Annotated in this window: 18 protein-coding genes; 12 read left to right on the top strand and 6 right to left on the bottom strand. The window is 67.2% G+C overall.

All coding sequences use genetic code 11. From position 1 onward, the window contains the following. Positions 1-43: 43 nt before the first annotated feature. Positions 44-922 carry an oxygenase MpaB family protein gene (locus ACJH6I_RS18710; RefSeq protein ID WP_061003145.1) on the bottom strand — a complete coding sequence of 293 codons (879 nt, stop codon included), beginning with the start codon at positions 920-922 and terminating at the stop codon, positions 44-46. Positions 923-999: 77 nt separating this feature from the next. Here ACJH6I_RS18710 and ACJH6I_RS18705 point away from each other — a divergent pair, with 77 nt between their 5' ends. Genes ACJH6I_RS18705 through ACJH6I_RS18695 form a run of 3 tightly spaced genes read left to right on the top strand, consistent with a single transcriptional unit; the run spans position 1,000 to position 3,303 of the window. Beyond that, complete coding sequence (locus ACJH6I_RS18705) at positions 1,000-1,617, top strand: TetR/AcrR family transcriptional regulator (RefSeq protein ID WP_406784385.1); 618 nt, start codon at positions 1,000-1,002, stop codon at positions 1,615-1,617. Continuing rightward, positions 1,614-2,423, top strand: coding sequence for a helix-turn-helix domain-containing protein (locus ACJH6I_RS18700; RefSeq protein WP_406784384.1), 810 nt, complete (start codon positions 1,614-1,616; stop codon positions 2,421-2,423). The genes ACJH6I_RS18705 and ACJH6I_RS18700 overlap by 4 nt, the downstream gene beginning before the upstream one ends. Positions 2,424-2,481: 58 nt before the next feature. Then, positions 2,482-3,303, top strand: a complete 822-nt coding sequence (locus tag ACJH6I_RS18695; RefSeq protein ID WP_064860570.1) for an SAM-dependent methyltransferase — start codon at positions 2,482-2,484, stop codon at positions 3,301-3,303. A gap of 284 nt (positions 3,304-3,587) precedes the next feature. Here the strand turns inward: ACJH6I_RS18695 and ACJH6I_RS18690 are convergent, their stop codons facing one another. After that, entirely contained in the window at positions 3,588-4,166 is a 579-nt protein-coding gene (locus tag ACJH6I_RS18690) for a VOC family protein (RefSeq protein ID WP_138247732.1), read from the bottom strand. A gap of 95 nt (positions 4,167-4,261) precedes the next feature. Between ACJH6I_RS18690 and ACJH6I_RS18685 the strand changes: the two genes are divergently transcribed. The 5 genes from ACJH6I_RS18685 to ACJH6I_RS18665 all read left to right on the top strand — a co-directional run bounded on the left by ACJH6I_RS18685 (position 4,262) and on the right by ACJH6I_RS18665 (position 9,679). After that, on the top strand, positions 4,262-4,891 hold the full coding sequence (locus ACJH6I_RS18685) for a TetR/AcrR family transcriptional regulator (protein WP_226520444.1): 630 nt from the start codon (positions 4,262-4,264) through the stop codon (positions 4,889-4,891). Beyond that, positions 4,888-6,027 (top strand): alpha/beta hydrolase, encoded by a 1,140-nt coding sequence (locus ACJH6I_RS18680; RefSeq protein ID WP_406784383.1) that lies wholly within the window; start codon positions 4,888-4,890, stop codon positions 6,025-6,027. The genes ACJH6I_RS18685 and ACJH6I_RS18680 overlap by 4 nt, the downstream gene beginning before the upstream one ends. Beyond that, positions 6,003-6,986 carry a 2-hydroxyacid dehydrogenase gene (locus tag ACJH6I_RS18675; protein ID WP_406784382.1) on the top strand — a complete coding sequence of 328 codons (984 nt, stop codon included), beginning with the start codon at positions 6,003-6,005 and terminating at the stop codon, positions 6,984-6,986. Before ACJH6I_RS18680 ends, ACJH6I_RS18675 begins: the two co-directional genes overlap by 25 nt. Positions 6,987-7,079: 93 nt before the next feature. Then, positions 7,080-9,260 (top strand): acyl-CoA dehydrogenase, encoded by a 2,181-nt coding sequence (locus tag ACJH6I_RS18670; RefSeq protein ID WP_406784381.1) that lies wholly within the window; start codon positions 7,080-7,082, stop codon positions 9,258-9,260. A 125-nt stretch (positions 9,261-9,385) separates the two neighbouring features. Continuing rightward, positions 9,386-9,679: a hypothetical protein gene (locus ACJH6I_RS18665; RefSeq protein ID WP_318984737.1), complete on the top strand. Its 294-nt coding sequence runs from the start codon at positions 9,386-9,388 to the stop codon at positions 9,677-9,679. A gap of 4 nt (positions 9,680-9,683) precedes the next feature. On the opposite strand, the gene fadD2 is transcribed toward ACJH6I_RS18665, so the two are convergent. Then, positions 9,684-11,384 (bottom strand): long-chain-fatty-acid--CoA ligase FadD2, encoded by a 1,701-nt coding sequence (fadD2, locus tag ACJH6I_RS18660; protein WP_318984738.1) that lies wholly within the window; start codon positions 11,382-11,384, stop codon positions 9,684-9,686. Positions 11,385-11,461: 77 nt separating this feature from the next. Here fadD2 and ligD point away from each other — a divergent pair, with 77 nt between their 5' ends. Next, a complete protein-coding gene (gene ligD / locus ACJH6I_RS18655; RefSeq protein ID WP_133425879.1) occupies positions 11,462-12,700 on the top strand; it encodes a non-homologous end-joining DNA ligase in 1,239 nt (412 codons plus the stop codon). Between the two features lie 165 nt (positions 12,701-12,865). Continuing rightward, complete coding sequence (locus tag ACJH6I_RS18650; protein ID WP_073694664.1) at positions 12,866-13,336, top strand: STAS domain-containing protein; 471 nt, start codon at positions 12,866-12,868, stop codon at positions 13,334-13,336. A 186-nt stretch (positions 13,337-13,522) separates the two neighbouring features. Here ACJH6I_RS18650 and ACJH6I_RS18645 read toward each other — a convergent pair whose 3' ends face one another. After that, positions 13,523-13,984, bottom strand: a complete 462-nt coding sequence (locus tag ACJH6I_RS18645) for a PPOX class F420-dependent oxidoreductase (RefSeq protein WP_318984739.1) — start codon at positions 13,982-13,984, stop codon at positions 13,523-13,525. 55 nt (positions 13,985-14,039) lie between these two features. Between ACJH6I_RS18645 and ACJH6I_RS18640 the strand changes: the two genes are divergently transcribed. Beyond that, positions 14,040-14,441 (top strand): MerR family transcriptional regulator, encoded by a 402-nt coding sequence (locus tag ACJH6I_RS18640; protein WP_318984740.1) that lies wholly within the window; start codon positions 14,040-14,042, stop codon positions 14,439-14,441. A gap of 9 nt (positions 14,442-14,450) precedes the next feature. On the opposite strand, the gene ACJH6I_RS18635 is transcribed toward ACJH6I_RS18640, so the two are convergent. Further along, a complete protein-coding gene (locus tag ACJH6I_RS18635) occupies positions 14,451-15,017 on the bottom strand; it encodes a hypothetical protein (protein WP_318984741.1) in 567 nt (188 codons plus the stop codon). A 263-nt stretch (positions 15,018-15,280) separates the two neighbouring features. On the opposite strand from ACJH6I_RS18635, the gene ACJH6I_RS18630 reads away from it, so the two are divergent. Then, on the top strand, positions 15,281-16,603 hold the full coding sequence (locus tag ACJH6I_RS18630; RefSeq protein ID WP_318984742.1) for a hypothetical protein: 1,323 nt from the start codon (positions 15,281-15,283) through the stop codon (positions 16,601-16,603). A gap of 78 nt (positions 16,604-16,681) precedes the next feature. Here ACJH6I_RS18630 and ACJH6I_RS18625 read toward each other — a convergent pair whose 3' ends face one another. Then, positions 16,682-17,539, bottom strand: a complete 858-nt coding sequence (locus ACJH6I_RS18625) for a hypothetical protein (RefSeq protein WP_318984743.1) — start codon at positions 17,537-17,539, stop codon at positions 16,682-16,684. Positions 17,540-17,871 lie beyond the last annotated feature (332 nt).

Raw genomic sequence — 17,871 nt, 5'->3', positions numbered from 1 at the left:
CGCGAGGGTACGCCGACAACGTGGACGCCGACTGGGACGAGCCTCAGACCAGCGGGCGCCCGGTGCGGATGCGCCAGTTCAGATCCATGAGCATCCAATTGAAGGGGAACCGCCGCAGCGGCCCGGGCAGCACGCGGTTGACCGCTTTCACGAGTTTCATCACCGCGTTGAAGCGCTTCTGCCGCTTGGTATCCCACGGCAGCTGCATCTCGTCGCGGAAGCGCTGCGGCAGGAAGCCGGTGGTGAGCAGCAAGGCAAACGCCTCGGACCAGCGCTGCAGCGGGCCAGGAAGCTGCAGCCCCTTCAACCGCGCCGCCGCAATCGGAAACAGGTACTCGCGCACCGTGTCGTCGATGTGCACCTGGTCCAGCGACTCTTGCCAGTACTTGTCGAAGGCAGCCCGGTCGGCCGGCCACATCTCCGGCGTCACCTGCAAGGTGGTGCCCATCGTCATGCCCTGCCGATAGAACTCCTCGGCAGTCTCGTCATCCAACTCGCCGACCACCAGGCGGTACACGTCGAGCGCGCCCTTGAACAGGCACGCCGCCACCCAGAGCTGCAGGTTCTTGTCCATGGCGCTGTACTTCACCGGGCTGTCGGCGGTGGAGTACACCTGCCGGTGCGCCGTGTTCACCGCGCTGCGGTACGCCGCCTTCTGTTCGTCGGATCCCAGGATTGCGACCGCGAGGTACGTGAACGTGGTCCGGGCGCGCTTGATCGGGTGCAGGTCGGTGCGGCCACTTTCCACCCGGCTCTCGACGACGCCGTAGCCGACGCCCGGACGCGCCAGCTGCATGATCACGTTGGCCGGGCCCGCCAGTAGTGCCGCACCAACCAATCCGTCGGCGTACTGGACATCACGACGCACCCGACGGCCGGGCGCGCATGCGTTGACCGGCATCTCGACGAGATCGACCGTCATTGGTCACTCCTAGCAAAAGTGAGAACGATTGATTCCTGATATTGCCCGCGGCACGGTGCGGGTGTCAAGATGGCGGGGTGCCTCAGGTACGCCCGTACCGCGGGATCGACGCGGCAGAACGCCTGGCCCAACGACGGGCCCGGCTGATCGACGCCGGACTGGAGATTCTGGGTGGCGCGCCGCCGGCACCGGAACTCACGGTGCGGACCATCTGCGGCGGAGCCGGCGTGGCGATGCGCTACTTCTACGAAAGCTTCTCCGACAAGGACGTTTTCGTCGAGGCGGTGTTCGACCACGTGATCGCCGGCCTGGCCACCACGACGCAGGCGGCGGTCGCCGCCGCGCCGCTCGATGAGCAGAGCCGCGCCGGTATGGCCAACATCGTGCACGCCATCGCCGACGACCCCAGGGTCGGCCGGCTGCTGTTCAGCGCGCAGCTGTCCAACGAAGTGGTGGCACGCAAGCGCAACGAATCGACCGTCTTCTTCGCCATGCTGCTCGGCCAGCACGCGGGCGACGCCCTTCAACTACCCGCCGGCGATCGTCGCCGGGCCAGCACCCATTTCGCGGTCGGCGGCGTCGGACAGACGCTGAGCGCCTGGCTGTCGGGCGAAATCACTTTCACCCCAGACGAATTGATCGATCATCTGGCGTTGCTGCTGGACACGCTCGGCAAGCGGGCCGTCCGCCGGTGAACGGACCCCGGTTGCGCCGGCCCCGGTCGCCGCTGCACCAGCACATCGACTTCTTCGGCTATTGGGCGCACGGTGGCGTGGCCACCGACCGGAGCCGAGCACTGCCGCGCGGCGCCGCGACCGTGGTCATCGACGTGGGCGGCCGGGATCGCGTCGACATCTTCTCCGCCGACGGCGCCACCCGGATGCCGGTGGAGCCGGCATTCCTCACCGGGCCGGGCACGCTGTCGTACGTCACCCGGATCGATCCGGGCGAAGCGGTGCTCACCATTCATTTCCGGCCCGGCGGCGCACTGCCATTCTTCGGAATTCCGTTGGCGGACCTGGAGAATTCCTGCGCCAACCTCACCGACCTCTGGGGCGCCGGAGCCACCCTGCTGCGCGAGCAACTGATCGCGACACCGGACTGGCCCCGACGCATCGAGATCGTCGAGGACTTCCTCATCGCCCGGTTGCGGCCGATTTCCCACACCCTCATGCCGGTACTGCACACCGCCGAACGCCAACCGTCACTCCGGGTTTCCGAGGCCGCCGAGCTGACGGGCCTGTCCCCCAAGCGCTTGATCGCGACGTTCCGCAACGAGATCGGACTCACCCCGAAGGCCTATCTGCGCGTGCGACGGCTCCAGGCGGCACTGCGTCTGCTCGATGCCGGCAGCCGCGACGGCGCCGACGTCGCGGCCACTCTCGGGTACTTCGATCAACCGCACTTCGTGCGCGAGTTCCGCGGCTTCACCTCGGTCACGCCGACCCAATATGCCCAGCGGCGCAGCGCGCTGCCCAGCCATGTGGGGCTGCCGGGGTAATCAGTCAACGGGCAAAAATATCCAAGCGTCGCGCGCATCAGACCGGCACCATGGGGGCATGCACCAAGGAGCACAGGCCGTCGCGAACACCGGCCTTCTGGTCGCCGCCATCCGCGCCGACGAATCACGCCGCCCTGACCGCCTTTTCACCGATCCGTTCGCCGACCGCCTTGCCGGAGAGACGGGCCGCCGGCTGCTCGCCGAAGCCGTCGCCGAAGCCGGGGACCGGCCGACCCGGCAGATCGTGGTGCGCACCCGGTTCTGGGACGAGGCCCTGCTGCGCGCCACCCGGTCCGTCCGCCAGGTCGTGATTCTCGCCGCGGGTATGGATGCCCGCGCCTACCGGCTGTCCTGGCCGGACGGCACCACGGTGTACGAATTGGACCAGCCCGAGGTGATCGCCGCCAAGGCCGCGGCGCTGGAGGGCGAGCAGGCGTTGTGCACGCGGGTGGCGGTCGGCGTCGACCTCACCGGCGACTGGACAGCAGCTTTGCGCGCCAACGGCTTTGACGACCGCCGACCTACGGCGTGGTTGGCCGAGGGACTACTGCAGTACCTCGACGAAGCCGCGGTCGGCACGGTCTTCGAGCGCGTCGACGCCCTTTCCGCGACTGGTTCGGTGCTGCTGTACGACGTCGTCGGCAAGACGCTGCTCGACGCGCAACTGTTGGCGGCGGTGCGCCAGTCGATGGCGCGCAACGGGGCACCGTGGCTGTTCGGCACCGACCAGCCCGCTGAACTCGCGGAGCGCCACGGCTGGTCTGCGGTGGTCACCGACGTCGCCGTGCCGGGAAATGAGTGGGGCCGTTGGTTCGCCCCCGCGGTGCCGATGGATGTGCCCGACGTCCCGCGCGGTTACTTCGTCGAAGCGACGAAATAGGTTGGCGCCGAGCGTGGCGGGTACTGATCCTGCACTCATGGTCTCGCGCACTCAGCTTTTTGCGCCGTAGCCGCGGAATCAATGACGGTCTCACGTTGATCCTGCAGCCCGGGTCCCCATGACTCGAGCTTTGTGAGCGTCAGCGCAGGGTCGACGTCCGCAAGACATTTGCTTGTCAAGTGCCCAGCACGCGGAGGCTCGCGACCGTGCCACCAGATCGTCGATTTCGCGGCAGATTCAAGCGGTCTGATTGCACGGTCGAGACAAACCCGGCATTCCAGCCGTCAGGCGGGAGCCACCGCCGGCCGCCGGTCCGCCGCGGTCCGCGGTTCCGTCACGGTGTCGGCCTCGGTGAATTCCTTGGTCCAGCAGGCGAACTCCAGTGTGATGCCGTCGGGGTCCTGGAAGTAGAACGACCGTACGTACACGCCGGGGTGCACCGTCGGCGACGCCTGCATGGGGCTCTCGTCGTGGTTGAGCACCGGCCCGACGCGCACGCCCTTTTCCTTGAGCCGCTTGCGGTACTCGTCGAACTTCTCAGCGGGCACATGAAAGGCCAAGTGGTTCAACGACCCGACGGCGCTCATGAACTCCCCGATACCGGGCAATGCCGCCGGTTGCGAGATACCGGGCGCTCCGTCGGGAGCCTGGGCGAACCAGAAGAACGCCACGCAGTCGCCGTTGCCGGCGTCGAAGAAGAAGTGCTGCCCCATGCCGCCTGGCAGGTCCAGCGACTTCACCAGCGGCATGCCCAGCACGCCCGAGTAGAAGTCGACGGTCCGCGCCATGTCCGCACAGACCAGGGCGACGTGGTTGATGCCGCCCAGCTCGAATTCGGCGTTGCGGTTGTCGGGCTTGATCATCGTGCCACTCCTGACGACAGGGTCTGGTCAATCACCTAATCTGAATCTAACATCAGGTTCAGGTTTGATCAATGACACCTCGAAAGGACGCCACTGTGACCGTCGCGCCCCGCGAGCAGCTGCCCACCGTGCGGGGGCGCCAGACGCAAGCGGCGATCGACAGCGCCGCTCGCGCCGTCATAGCCCGCAAAGGCATTCTGGCGACCACCATTTCGGACATCGCGGCCGAGGCCGGCCGCTCCACCGCGTCGTTCTACAACTACTACGACTCCAAGGAGGCGATGGTCCATGAATGGGCACAACGCTTCCGCGACGAAGCCCGCGAGCGGGCGCTCCCGGCCATCAGCGCCGAGCTGACCAACTGGGAACGCTCCCACCAGGCAGCCGCCGCACACTGGGAGACCTACCGGCACCGGCTTGCCGAGGTCATCGCCATTTCCCAGTTGGCCATGATCAACGACGATTTCGCCCAGTATTGGTCCGAAATCTGCGAGCTGCCCATCTCGCTGATCGTGTCGATGGTCAAACACGCTCAGCAGCAAGGCTTCTGCCCGGACGACAATCCACGACTCGTTGCCGTGGCATTGGTATCGATGCTGAACCAGTTCTGCTATACCCAATTGTCAGGCGATGGCGCCACCACCGCAGACGACGACGCCTGCGTCACCACCCTGGCCAACATCTTCTACCGGACCATCTACCACGAGGGGAATCCGCGTACATGAACAAACCCGGAAGTTCGTCCGCCGCGGGAGTCACCCGAGAGTTCATCGGGATGGACTCGCCGACCGCGCTGCGTGCCGGGTCCGGTGGTCACCCCTGCCAGGGCATCTACTACCGCGGCATGGGCCGGAAACCCAAGGTGGCGATGATCGCCACGCACTACCAGATCGACTTCGCCGAACACTATCTCGCCGACTACATGGCAACCCGCGGTATCGGGTTCCTCGGCTGGAACACCCGATTCCGCGGTTACGAATCCAGCTTCCTGCTCGATCACGCGCTCGTGGACATCGGCGTCGGGGTGCGCTGGCTGCGCGAGGTCGCCGGCGTGGAAACCGTTATTCTGCTTGGCAATTCGGGTGGCGGCTCGCTGATGGCCGCCTATCAGGCCCAGGCGCTGTCACCGCACATCACGCCGCTGGAAGGGATGCGCCCGGCGGCCGGCGTCTACGACCTGCTGCCGGCGGACGGCTACGTCTCCAGCGCCGCCCACCCCGGCCGACCTGATGTGCTCACCAATTGGATGGACGGCTCGGTGACCGACGAATCCGACGCACTGGCAACCGATCCCGATCTCGACCCGTTCGCCGAGCACAACGGCCCGCCCTTCGCGCCGGAATTCGTCCAGCGGTACCGCGACGCGCAGGTCGCCCGAAACCACGCGATCACCGACTGGGTGGAGGCCGAATACGCGCGCGTCCGCGCCGCGGGCTTCCGGGACCGCCCGTTCACCGTCATGCGCACCTGGGCCGACCTGCGCATGATCGACCCCACGCTCGAACCCACCAAGCGCCCGGCCAATCAGTGCTATGCGGGTACCCCCGTCCAGGCCAACCGCTCGGCCAACGGCATCGCCGCGGCCTGCACACTGCGCAGCTGGCTGACGATGTGGAGCCTGCGGCACGCCCAGACCCGCGCCGAGCCGCACCTGGCCCTCATCGACAACCCGGCGCTGGTGATCAACGCCGAACAGGATTCGGGCGTGTATCCCTCTGACGCGCAACGCATCTACGACGCGCTGGCCACCACCGACAAGACGCTGCACGCCATCGACTCCGACCACTACTTCACCACCCCGGGCGCCCGCAGCGAGCAGGCCGATCTGATCGCCAAATGGATCGCCAAGCGGTGGCGGTGAGCCGGCCCGTGCGGGTGTTGGCGCATTTCACGCCCGGCCCGCGGGTCATCGAATTCCTTGCTCCGCTGGAGGATCTGGTCGATGTGCGGTTCTGCGCGGCGGACGACGACACGACGTTCTACCGGGAGCTGCCGGACGCCGAGGTGCTGTGGCACGTCCTGCGGCCGGTCAGCGCCGCGGATCTGGAATCGGGCGGGCGCCTCAAGCTGGTCCACAAGATGGGCGCGGGCGTCAACACCATCGAGGTCGCCGCCGCGACGCGGCTCGGGATCGCGGTCGCCAACATGCCGGGCGCCAACGCGCCGTCGGTCGCCGAGGGCGCCGTCATGCTGATGCTGGCCGCGTTGCGACGGCTGCCGGAACTCGACCGCGCCACGCGCGCCGGCGCCGGCTGGCCCACCGACCCGACACTCGGCGAAACGGTCCGGGACATCGGCAGCTGCACCGTCGGCCTCATCGGGTACGGCAACATCGCCAAGCGGGTCGAGACCATCGTCACCGCCATGGGCGCCACCGTCGTGCACACCAATACCCGTGGCGCGCAGGGCCACCCCGGCTGGCGGACGCTCCCCGACCTGCTCGCCGCCAGCGACGTCGTCTCGCTGCACCTGCCGCTCACCGAACACACCGAAGGGCTGCTCGACACCGAGGCGCTGGGCCTCATGAAACCCGGTGCGGTCCTGGTCAACACCTCACGCGGCGCCGTCATCGACGAACCCGCGCTGGTCTCCGCACTACAGCACGGGCCCCTACAGGCCGCGGGCCTCGACGTCTTCGCCACCGAGCCCGTCGACGCCGCCAATCCACTGCTCAAGCTCGACAACGTCGTCGCCAGCCCGCACACCACGTGGTACACCGCCGACACCATGCACCGCTACCTGGCCGAAGCGGTCGGTAACTGCGAGCGACTCGCCGCTGGACAGCAGCTGGCCAACGTAGTGAACGAAGTGAACCTCTAAACACCCGTCAAGTGGGTTACTCTCGGAACCAACCGACCAGTTATTTGGTTGGGTGCGCCCTGCACAGCCCACAGCCGGTCACAGGAGGCAACGATGCCCATCGCGATCACGTCCGAGCACAACGATCTGGCCGATTCGGTCCGATCCCTGGTGGCGCGGGTCGCGCCGTCCGAGGTCTTGCACGAGGCCCTCGAGACCCCGATCAGCAACCCGCCGCCGTATTGGGCCGCGGCCGCCGACCAAGGCCTGCAGGGCCTGCACCTGTCGGAAGCCGTTGGCGGACAAGGCTTCGGCATCCTCGAACTCGCGATCACCCTGGCCGAGTTCGGCTACGGCGCCGTCCCCGGCCCGTTCGTCCCGTCGGCCATCGCCAGTGCGCTGATCGCCGCGCACGACCCCAAGTCAGCCCTGCTACCCGGCCTGGCCTCCGGCGAGATCATCGCCGCGTACGCCTTGAACTCGGGCCTGACCGCCACCACCCAGGGCGATGGACTCGTCGTCAGCGGTGAGATCCGCGCCGTCCCCGCGGCCGCGCAAGCCGAGCTTCTGGTGGTGCCCGTCGACGGCCGGTGGGTGGCCCTCGACACCGCAAGCCTGCAGATCGACCCGGTGCAGAGCGTCGACCCACTGCACCCCGTCGCCCACGTCCGCGCCGACGCCGTGCCGGTCGCCGCCGATCGCATCCTCACCGGCCTGGACCAGTCGCACGCCCGGGCCCTGATCACGACACTGCTGGCGGCCGCATGCGTCGGCGTCGCGCGGTGGGCCACCGACACCGCCGCCGCGTACGCCAAGATCCGCGAACAGTTCGGCCGGCCCATCGGCCAGTTCCAGGCCATCAAGCACAAGTGCGCCAACATGATTGCCGAGACCGAGCGGGCCACGGGCGCCGTCTGGGATGCCGCCCGCGCCCTCGACGAGCACGCTTCCGGTGACGCCGGCTCCGACTACCTGTTCGCCGCCGCGGTGGCCGCCACCCTGGCGCCCGTCGCCGCGCAGCACTGTGCGCAGGACTGCATCCAGGTGCACGGCGGCATCGGCTTCACCTGGGAACACGACACCAACGTGTACTACCGGCACGCCATCGCGCTGGTCGCCGGATTCGGCCGGGCCGCCGACCACCCGCGCCAGGTCGTGGACCTCGCCACAACCTCGGGCATGCGGTCCATCGACATCGACCTGGACCCGGACACCGAGAAGCTGCGCGCCGAGATCCGGGCGGAAGTGGCTGCGCTGAAAGCACTTCCGAGCGGACCGGAGCGCAACACCGCGATCGCCGAAGGCGGCTGGGTGCAGCCGCACCTGCCGACGCCGTGGGGCCGGGCCGCGGAGCCGATCGAGCAGATCATCATCGCCCAGGAGTTCAGCACCGGAAAGGTGCGCAGGCCGCAGATGGGCATCGCGGCGTGGATCATCCCGTCGATCGTGGCGTTCGGCACCGACAAGCAGCAGCAGGACTTCCTGCCGCCGACGTTCCGCGGCGACATGATCTGGTGCCAGCTGTTCTCCGAGCCCGGTGCCGGCAGCGACCTCGCCAGCCTGACCACCAAGGCCGTCAAGGTCGACGGCGGCTGGCGCATCACCGGCCAGAAGATCTGGACCACCGGCGCGCAGTTCTCCGCGTGGGGTGCGCTGCTGGCCCGCACCGACCCCGATGCGCCGAAACATCAAGGCATCACGTACTTCCTGCTCGACATGAAGAGCCCCGGGGTCGAGGTCAAGCCGCTGCGTGAGCTCACCGGCAACGCGATGTTCAACACCGTGTTCATCGACGACGTCTTCGTCCCCGACGACATGGTGCTCGGCGAGGTGAACCGCGGCTGGGAGGTCAGCCGCAACACCCTGACCAACGAGCGGGTGTCGATCGGCAGCAGCGAGCCGCCGTTCCTGGCCAGCCTGGACCAGTTCGTGGAGTTCCTGCGGGACGGCGAATTCGACGAACTGCAGCGCCACGAAGCGGGCAAGCTGATCGCCGAGGGGCACGCCGCCAAGCTGCTCAACATGCGCTCGACGCTGCTGACCCTCGCCGGTGGCGATCCGATGCCGGCCGCCGCGATCTCCAAGCTGCTGTCCATGAAGACCGGCCAGGGCTACGCCGAATTCGGGGTCGCGTCATTCGGCAGCGACGCCGTCGTCGGTGACCCGCAGCAGCCCTCCGGCCGGTGGGACGAATACCTGTTGGCCGGCCGCGCGACGACCATCTACGGCGGCACCTCCGAGGTGCAGCTGAACATCATCGCCGAGCGGCTGCTGGGCCTGCCCCGCGATCCGTAGCCGGCACTTGCCGACGGTCGAAAACCCCCATTTCAGTGCAGAAATGGGGGTTTTCCCTACTGTCTGCGGGCATCCACCCAGGTGTACCGTTGACGTAGACGGAAACATTTTTGGTGGTGATGATCATGACCACACGAGTACTGGCGACACGAGCGTCGCGCGCGCTGCGACTGGTGTTCATCGGCGCCGTCGCGATCGCGTTCACGATCCTGCCGACGGCGCTGCGCAACCCGACCGTCACGCTGCATGCGACCGGGGAACCGTGCGTCGACGGTGTCGTCCCGTGGAACCCCTACGTCGTGAACTGCAACCTGCCGGCGCGCAACACCCCCAAGGTGCGCGGCGCGGCTCCCGACGCGGGCGCCATCATCGCGTGCCACGACAAGCCCGGTTGCCTGTCCTGGTACGTCAACAACTAGGCGACTAGACGTCCATGTCGCGCAGCGCGCGCTTGAGGATCTTGCCCGTGGGGTTCCGCGGCAACTCGTCGAGGAAGATGACCTCGCGCGGAACCTTGTAGCGCGCCAGGTGATCTCGCACGTAGGCCTTGATGTCGTCCTCGGTGACCGTCGCCCCGTCGACCTTGACGACGAAGGCCCGCAGCCGCGCGCCGAAGTCCTTGTCGTCGACGCCGATCGCGGTCGCCTCCACCACGTCGGGGTGTCCGCTGATCAGGTCCTCGACCTCGGCGGGGAACACGTTCTCGCCGCCGGAGACGATCATCTCGTCGTCACGGCCGCTGACGTACAGGAGTCCGCGCTCGTCGAAGTAGCCGACGTCGCCCGACGACAACATCCCGTCGATGATCTCCTTGCCACCGCCGCCGGTGTACCCCTCGAACGGGAACGTGGTGCCGACGAAGATGCGACCGACGCTGCCCTGCGGCACTTCCTTGCCGTTGTCGTCGAAGATCTTCACGCGGACGCCCTTGACCACCGGGCCGACCGTCGCCGGGTTGATCGACAGGTCCTGCGGACGCGCGATGGTGGCGAACGAGATCTCGGTTGACCCGTACAGGTTGTAGATCACCGGGCCCAGATCCTTGAGCGCGCGCGTCGCCAATTCGGATCCCAGCTGCGACCCCGACACGAACACGATGCGCAGACTCGATAGGTTCGGCTTCGGTGACGTCTTGTCCAGTTCGTCGAGGATGCGCGACAGCATCACCGGCACGACGACCATGGCGGTGACCCGGTGCCGCTCGATGTCGGCGAGTACGGTCGCCGGCTTGAACCGGCGCCGCAACACCAACGTGCTGCCCAGCAGCATGGCGATGGTCGAATGCAGGTAGCCCAGCGCGTGGAACATCGGCGCGGGCAGGCTGGTGACCTCACCCGATTTGAACGGCACCGACGACAGCACGCCACCCACCGGGGCCAGCGACGGCGGGGCACTTCGGTTGGCGCCCTTGGGCGTTCCCGTGGTGCCGCTGGTCAGGATGATGATGGACGCGGGCTTCGCGACCTTCGGCGGCGCGAGGCTGCTGGTCCGGGCGATGACGTCGGCCAGGGATTCATCGAGGCTGCCCGACGGTTCCGCCTTGTCGGGGTTGTGTCCCAGGGCCCGCAGCTTGCCCAGCGGCGGCTCGGACAGCGCGACGGCGTCGGCGTACTCGTCGTCGTAGATGATGAGCTGCGCGCCCTCGCGTTCGGAGACCTCCTTGATCTGCGGACCCGAGAATTCGGTGTTCATGAGGATGATTCGCGCGCCGACCCGCGCCGCGCCGTACACCGAGATCAGGAACCACCGATGGTTGCGGGCCAGGATGGCCACACCTTCGCCGGCCTGAACACCCTTGGCGCGCAACGCGTTGGCCGTCGCGTTCACGGCGTCGTCGAACTCCTGGAAGGTGATGTCGCCGTCGTCGTCGATGACGGCGGTGCGGTGCGGGGTGCGGCGCGCGTTGAGCGCCGGGACCATGCCGATCTCACCCCAGCGGACGATGTCGGCCAGCATCGCCGCGATGTGCTGTGGCGATTCGAGTTTGAGCGCACCCGCTTCGAACATCTTCCGGGCGTAGTGCAATTCGGCGGCGCCGCGGTCGACATATTTACCGACCGACTTCTCCAAAGTTTCCTGAACCTTGTTTGCCACCTGTGACGGGAGGTCGGTCAGCTTCGCCATGAGCCAACCATAGGTGACACCGCGGGTAACGCGGCCAGAACTCCGGCCCCAATTCTCGGGCCAATTACGATGACTTCATGGGTGACTCGCGGTCCCTCGAGGTGGGTGGGCGCGAGGTTGTCGTGAGCAACCCCGGCAAGGTGATCTTTCCCGAACCGGGCGTGACCAAGCTCGACCTGGTCAACTACTACCTCGCCGTCGCCGACGGCGCGCTGCGCGGCGTGGCCCGGCGGCCCATGATTCTGAAGCGGTTCGTGAAAGGCATTGCCCAGGAAGCGATCTTTCAGAAGCGGGCACCGGAGAAGCGGCCGGACTGGATCGACGTCGCCGAGCTGAAATACGCGTCGGGCACCTCCGCGAAGGAAGCCGTCATCGACGAGGCCGCCGGGCTGGTGTGGGCCGTCGGCCTGGGCTGCATCGACTTCAATCCCCACCCGGTCCGGGCCGACGACCTGGAACACCCCGACGAGCTGCGCGTCGATCTCGATCCGATGCCGGGTGTCGAGTGGCCGCAGATCCTCGACGTCGCAGCCGTCGTCCGCGACGTGCTCACCGACTACGGGCTGACGGCCTGGCCCAAGACGTCCGGCTCGCGGGGCTTCCACATCTACGCCCGGATCGAGCGGAACTGGCCGTACAAGCAGGTGCGGCTGGCGGCCCAGACCGTGGCCCGTGAGGTGGAGCGACGGGCACCCGACCTGGCGACGAGTCGCTGGTGGAAAGAGGAACGCCAGGGCGTGTTCGTCGACTTCAACCAGAACGCCAAGGACCGGACGGTGGCGTCGGCCTACTCGGTGCGGTCGCGGCCCGACGCCCGCGTCTCGACACCGCTGTTCTGGGACGAGGTCCCGGGCTGCCGTCCCGAGGAGTTCACCGTGGCGACGGTGCCCGGCCGGTACGCGCAATTCGGTGACCCCTGGGCCGGGATGGACGACGCCGCCGGCGGTCTGGAGGGGTTGCTGGCGCTGGCCGAAGAACTGGGTCCGATGCCCAAAACCGAGAAATCCGGGGGCAGCACGTCGGCCGACGGACGCCGGGCGTCGCAGATGCCGCTCATCGAGGTGGCCCGGACAAAGACGCGCGACGAGGCGATGGCCGCGCTCGACGAATGGCGGGCGAAGCATCCGGAAGCGGCATCTGCGCTGGAAGCCATAGATGTTCTGGTCGACGGCATGCGCGGTCCCAGCTCGATCTGGTACCGCATCAGGATCAATTTGCAGCACGTGCCGGAGGAATTGCGGCCGCCGCAGGAGCCTCTCATCGCCGACTATTCGCCGTGGGTCGGGTACCACGGCCATCAGATGCGCCGTCCGTGACCGTTACCCCGCTGAGACCATGTTTGCTAGCTGGAGCAATCACACTTCTTAGCGATGATTTAGGACTTACTCCCCGGTACCTTAACTTGGCCACATAACTTCGATCTCGAGCCGGAGAAACGACACAGCTGTCGGGCGTCCGGCAACATCGAAGGGAGGCATCACATGGCTGTAGTGACAGGCAAGGCCACCGGCGACGCAACAACGTCTGCCGCTTTCCGCTATGGCAATCCGGCGGTCGCCTGCGGCGACGCCGAGGTGCGCGCCCAGTGCCGTCAACTGGCGACGGTGCTCACCGTCACCGGAGTCATCGACGAAACCGATGTGGACCTGGTTGCAGCGCAGGCACGGCGCTGCGTACTCCCAGAGAAGCCGTTCATCCTGGACCTGAGCGGGGTCACCTCGTTCGCAGTGTCCTGCGTCGAACTGCTCGACAAGGTCAACGACAGCTGCATCGCAGCAGGCAACGAGTGGTCTCTCATCGCATCCCAGCCGGTTTCGACCGCACTGCTGGCCTGCGGCGCAGAGTCCGCCTTCCCGACCGCAACCTCCGTCTCGGAAGCGCTGCACCACTTCTCGGACAGCATGTACGAGCGTCGCCGGTTGCTGCCGTTCCTCACCAAGAAGTCCGCGTAAGACAGGAACTGAATATGTTGATCGATCTCCGCTGGCTGAGTGCCCTGCTCCACCACCGTCGTAAGACGCAGATGGCGACGCCGGCCTTCTGACCACTTCGACCTCCAACACGGTGCCGACACCAATCTGGTGTCGGCACCGTGCTTTTTGTCGGTGTCGCCTCCTGCCTGGGCACAGGATCGAACGTCAGGCGCCGAAGTCGATGCGCACGATCGCGCTGTCGTCCCAGACACCGCGGTTCCGCGCCTTCTGCCACTTTTCCCGCCACGGCAGCCCGGCGTGCACCTGGGTCACTCCCGGAATCCTGATCAGCGGCACCAGATTCCACTGCCACCCGTAGCGCCGGTGCAACACCCGGTTGGCCTCGGCTGCGGCCCCATCCTCGAGGATCGTCGCCGTGCCAGTGAATACGGTTGCGCCGCTGCGCTTTCGGCCGCGGTAGTCGCACGCCGTCAGTTCGACTTGCGGATGTGCGCGCAGCCGTGCGGTTTTCGGACCGCGCTTGGTCCGGAACACGATCGAATCCTGCTCGACGGCGAACCAGATCGGCGTATCGACCGGCTCGCCGTCGCGTCGGTAGCTCCGGAGCATTGCGTAGCGGGTCGTGCCCAATTCACTGATGTCTGATCGCTGTGTGTTGGTAGCCATGCAGACAGTCAACGACTTAGAGTTGGCTTCAAGTCAAGGCCGAACCAGGAGTGTCATGGCCACGTTCACCATCGGCGAAGTGTCGGCGCGCACCGACGTCGCCGCGACGACGCTGCGCTACTACGAACAGATCGGCCTCATCCCGGCGCCGGCACGCACCGGGGGGCAGCGCCGCTACGACGACACCGTCATCGATCGCCTCAACGTCATCCGGGTGTGCAAGACGGCGGGGTTCTCTCTCGATGAGATCCAACTGCTGTTCGCCGACGACGCGCCCGGGCGCCCGGCCAGCCGCGCATTGGCGGAGACCAAGCTTGCCGAGATCGACGCCAAGATCGCCGAACTGCACCTCGCGCGCGCGGTCGTCGAATGGGGCATGCAGTGCACCTGTCCATCGATCAGCGCGTGCAGCTGCGGTATTCACCCCGCCAAGCCCGGGGACGCCCGGACGGCCTGAGGCCTGCTGTCAGTGCCCGCCCGCGCGGGAACCGCCGACCTCCGCCGGCAACGGCGGCGGCAGCGGCGTGGTCGGTACGGGCGCGGGAGCTCCGGTGACCGGTGTGGGCGGCGCACCCACCGGTGACGCAGCCGGCGCAGGCGTGGCGGCCGCGGCTCCGGGCAGGGGCCCGCCGCTGCGGAAGAAGGTCATGGGCTCGGACCGGATGGACTGCGAACCCGCGCTGATATCAAGTGATTTCGCGCTGACGGTATAGGTGATGCCATCGCTCGTCGCGGTGTAGCCGCCGCGGCCGTCCGCGCTCGCGGCGACGATCAGCTTCGCGCCGTCGCTGATCCGGACGCCGCGATATTGGTACTCTCCGCCGGCGCTCCTGCAGATGGCGACCCGTGACGATGCGGTACTGCCGAACGCGACCGCGGTATCGCCCGTCGGACACCGCGCCGTCGAGTCGAGGAACCCCTGGGCGTCCGTCGCGGGCTCGGCCACCACCAACGGGCTTCCGGCCAGCGCCAACACCGCACCCGTCAGCGTCGCGGCAGCCAGCCCCGCAGCACGGAATCTGAAGTCGGACATCGTCACCACCACATCACACCCTGACCGGTTCGGCGAGCGCCCACACCGCACCGCCGGCAAATGATGTGGCCGTCACAGCGGCCGGGCCTGGATGAATTCTTGGAAAACTTCAGCTTGATTTATTTACCCGGGCAGGGAAATAGTGCACGTATTGCCTGGTCAGGCGGCCGATGGGGCTTTTTGCTCGGCTAGAGGCACCTCCGTCTTTCCGCTACTTTCAGACCGCCTAATTCCGCTCTGCCTCACTGAATCCGGGGTCCATCATGCAAATCGCTGTTCGGCACAACGCACTGCCTTCGTCTCTCGTTGCCGGCATGTGCTCGGTGTGCGTCGTCGCCTCGGTAGGAGCCGCGGCACCGCTGCCCGCGCCGCACTCCCTGCAGGCGGCACATTCCGCTGTGGCCACCGTGTCCCACGTGTCCACCTACGCGGAGAAGTACTACCTGACCGCCTTCCCGGCCGATCTGCTCCAGCTGATCTCGCTGCCGTTCACGGCATACCAGACGTTCCTGAACAACCTCATCGCCGGCCCGAATGAGTTCATCAAGGCCATCAACACGCTCAACGCCGCGATCTACAACCAGACCGTCGGGCCGTTCGTCGCGCAGTTGATCCAGGGCCCGAACGCCATCATCACCGGCCTGAACACCATCAACAAGGCGATCTACAACCAGACGCTCCTGCCGATCGTCAACACCCTGATCGCGGCGCCGAACGCCATCATCAAGGGCATCAACGCGATCAACGCCACCTTCTTCAACGGCACGACCGCGAAGATCCCGGTGCTCATCACCACCGCGATCAACACCGCGATCGCCGCGTTGCAGAACCTCAGCACGCTGCCGGCCACCATCATCAAGGGGATCAGCGCCTTGCCGGGTGCCCTCATCGCCGGACTGCAGGCGCTGCCGGGCGCCATCCTGTCCGGATTCCCGTTGGCCGCAACGCCGTTGGCCGCCACCACGTCGCTGAAGACGCTGGCCTCGACCACGACGCTGCCGACCACCCAGACGCTGTCGCTGACGGCCAAGCCCGCCGCCGCCGAGGCGGAGACGCCGAAGGCCACCGGTGCGACGTCGCCCGAATCCGGCACACCGGGCACGACGCCCACGAGCACCGACACCGGTAAGACGACGGAAACCGCCGGCACCCCCACGGACAGCCAGACGGACGCCAAGGACACCAGCAAGACCGCCGGCAAGACCGACGAGAAGGCCGAGACCAAGGGCACCGACACCAAGTCGACCGACACCAAGGGCACCGAGACCAAGGGCACCGATGCCAAGGACTCGGGCGCCAAGGACACCGAGACCAAGGGCGCCGACAAGCCGGACACCAAGTCCGACAGCAAGTCCGACGACAAGGCCGGTGCCGACAAGTCGACCGACGACAAGTCCGCGAAGGCCACCTCGGGCAAGTCCAAGAAGACCGACAAGTCCGCGAAGGGCGGCAAGCACAGCGCTCCCGAGGGCGCGAGCGGTTCGGTCTCCGTTCCCGCGGGTTCGACCGGCGGCAAGCACCGCGCCCCCGAGGGCGGCAGCGCGTCGCACGCGTCGAGCAGCAGCAGCAGCAGCCACGACAGCTGACAACTAGCGCAACAACATTGAGGGCTGTGGCTTTTCGAAGCCACAGCCCTCAATGCGTTCCCGTAGGCGGGGTCAGACTCAGTAGCCGGGTATCGCCGGAACGACCGGCGAGGACGCCAGCTGCAGCGGCGCCTGCGTCGCGGGAGCCAGCAGACCCGGTGTGGGCACCGTTACCGCCGGGGCGGTGAGGCCCGGCGCCGAAGCCACCGGGGCGCTCGCCGCACCGAGCGCACCGGAGACCGGAGCCGTCGCGGCCCCCAGCGTGCCCGGCAGGGGTGCCGTAACAGCGCCCAGCGTGCCCGGCAGTGGTGCCGTCGCGGCCCCCAAGGTGCCCGGCAGCGGGGCCGTCGCCGCGCCCACGACGCTCGACACCGGGGTCGTCGCCGCGCCCAGCGTGCCCGGAACCGCGGCCGTCGCGCCCGACAGGTTCGGCAGGCCGACCGACGGCACAGAGGGCAGCCCCGGCGGCGTCACCGGCAGGCCGCCGTTCATCAGGGCCGGGATGTTGCCGTTGGCGAGCGCCGTCATGAATGCGGGGCACTGAGTCTGGATCGCGACCTGCGTGGCGAACCCGGCCAGCGGCGGGGCGATGCCGCCGTTGCCGCTCATCTGGGTTGCCGTGCTGGCCATCTGACTACCCGGCTGCACCAGCAGCGGGCAGATCGAGGTACCCACCTCGGCGATCGCATTGCTGACGGGTCCGTTGTTGCCGATGCCGACATCATTGAGCGCGTCATGGACGACGTCGGCCTGCGCGCGCGGTCCCCACATGAGGGCGGCGGCCACGATGGCGCCGGCCACCACGACAGGTCGCAGCACCGCGGCGGACGTCGCGATGACATCCACCGAGCCGACCTGGGTCCTTCCGGTCTTCGGCCGGCCCGGGCGGGCGGCCACCGGTCGTCTGCGGTACGTCACTTCAGTAGTTGCGGTCATCAGCACGCTCCCTGTTCCTGAGTGCTCGGCGCCACACTGGGCCCTGGTTTCACTTCGGTAACGGTGGGCTACAAAAGTCACAAAAACAACACGGACCGATAACCGTTCGAACCCTATGCGTTTCGCTACCTTGATCTCTGAGACCGGGCTGAAATTCTGTCTCCTTTTCTTACCGGAGCTTCAACTCAATAACACCATTAGTCACATTCGCCCCATTTGCACCTTTTGACACAAATTGAATGTGGCGTCAATACCTGGCCGAAGATCGGCCGTTTCGAGCCCTGTCATCACCAACTCGACCCGCCGTCGGACGTCGAGAAAACCCCGCATCA

The organism is Mycobacterium sp. SMC-13, assembly GCF_045311035.1.
In the GTDB taxonomy this organism is placed as follows: Bacteria; Actinomycetota; Actinomycetes; order Mycobacteriales; family Mycobacteriaceae; genus Mycobacterium.
The sequence above is the reverse complement of the archived record's forward strand: the minus strand, read 5'-3'. Positions and strand labels throughout refer to the sequence as shown.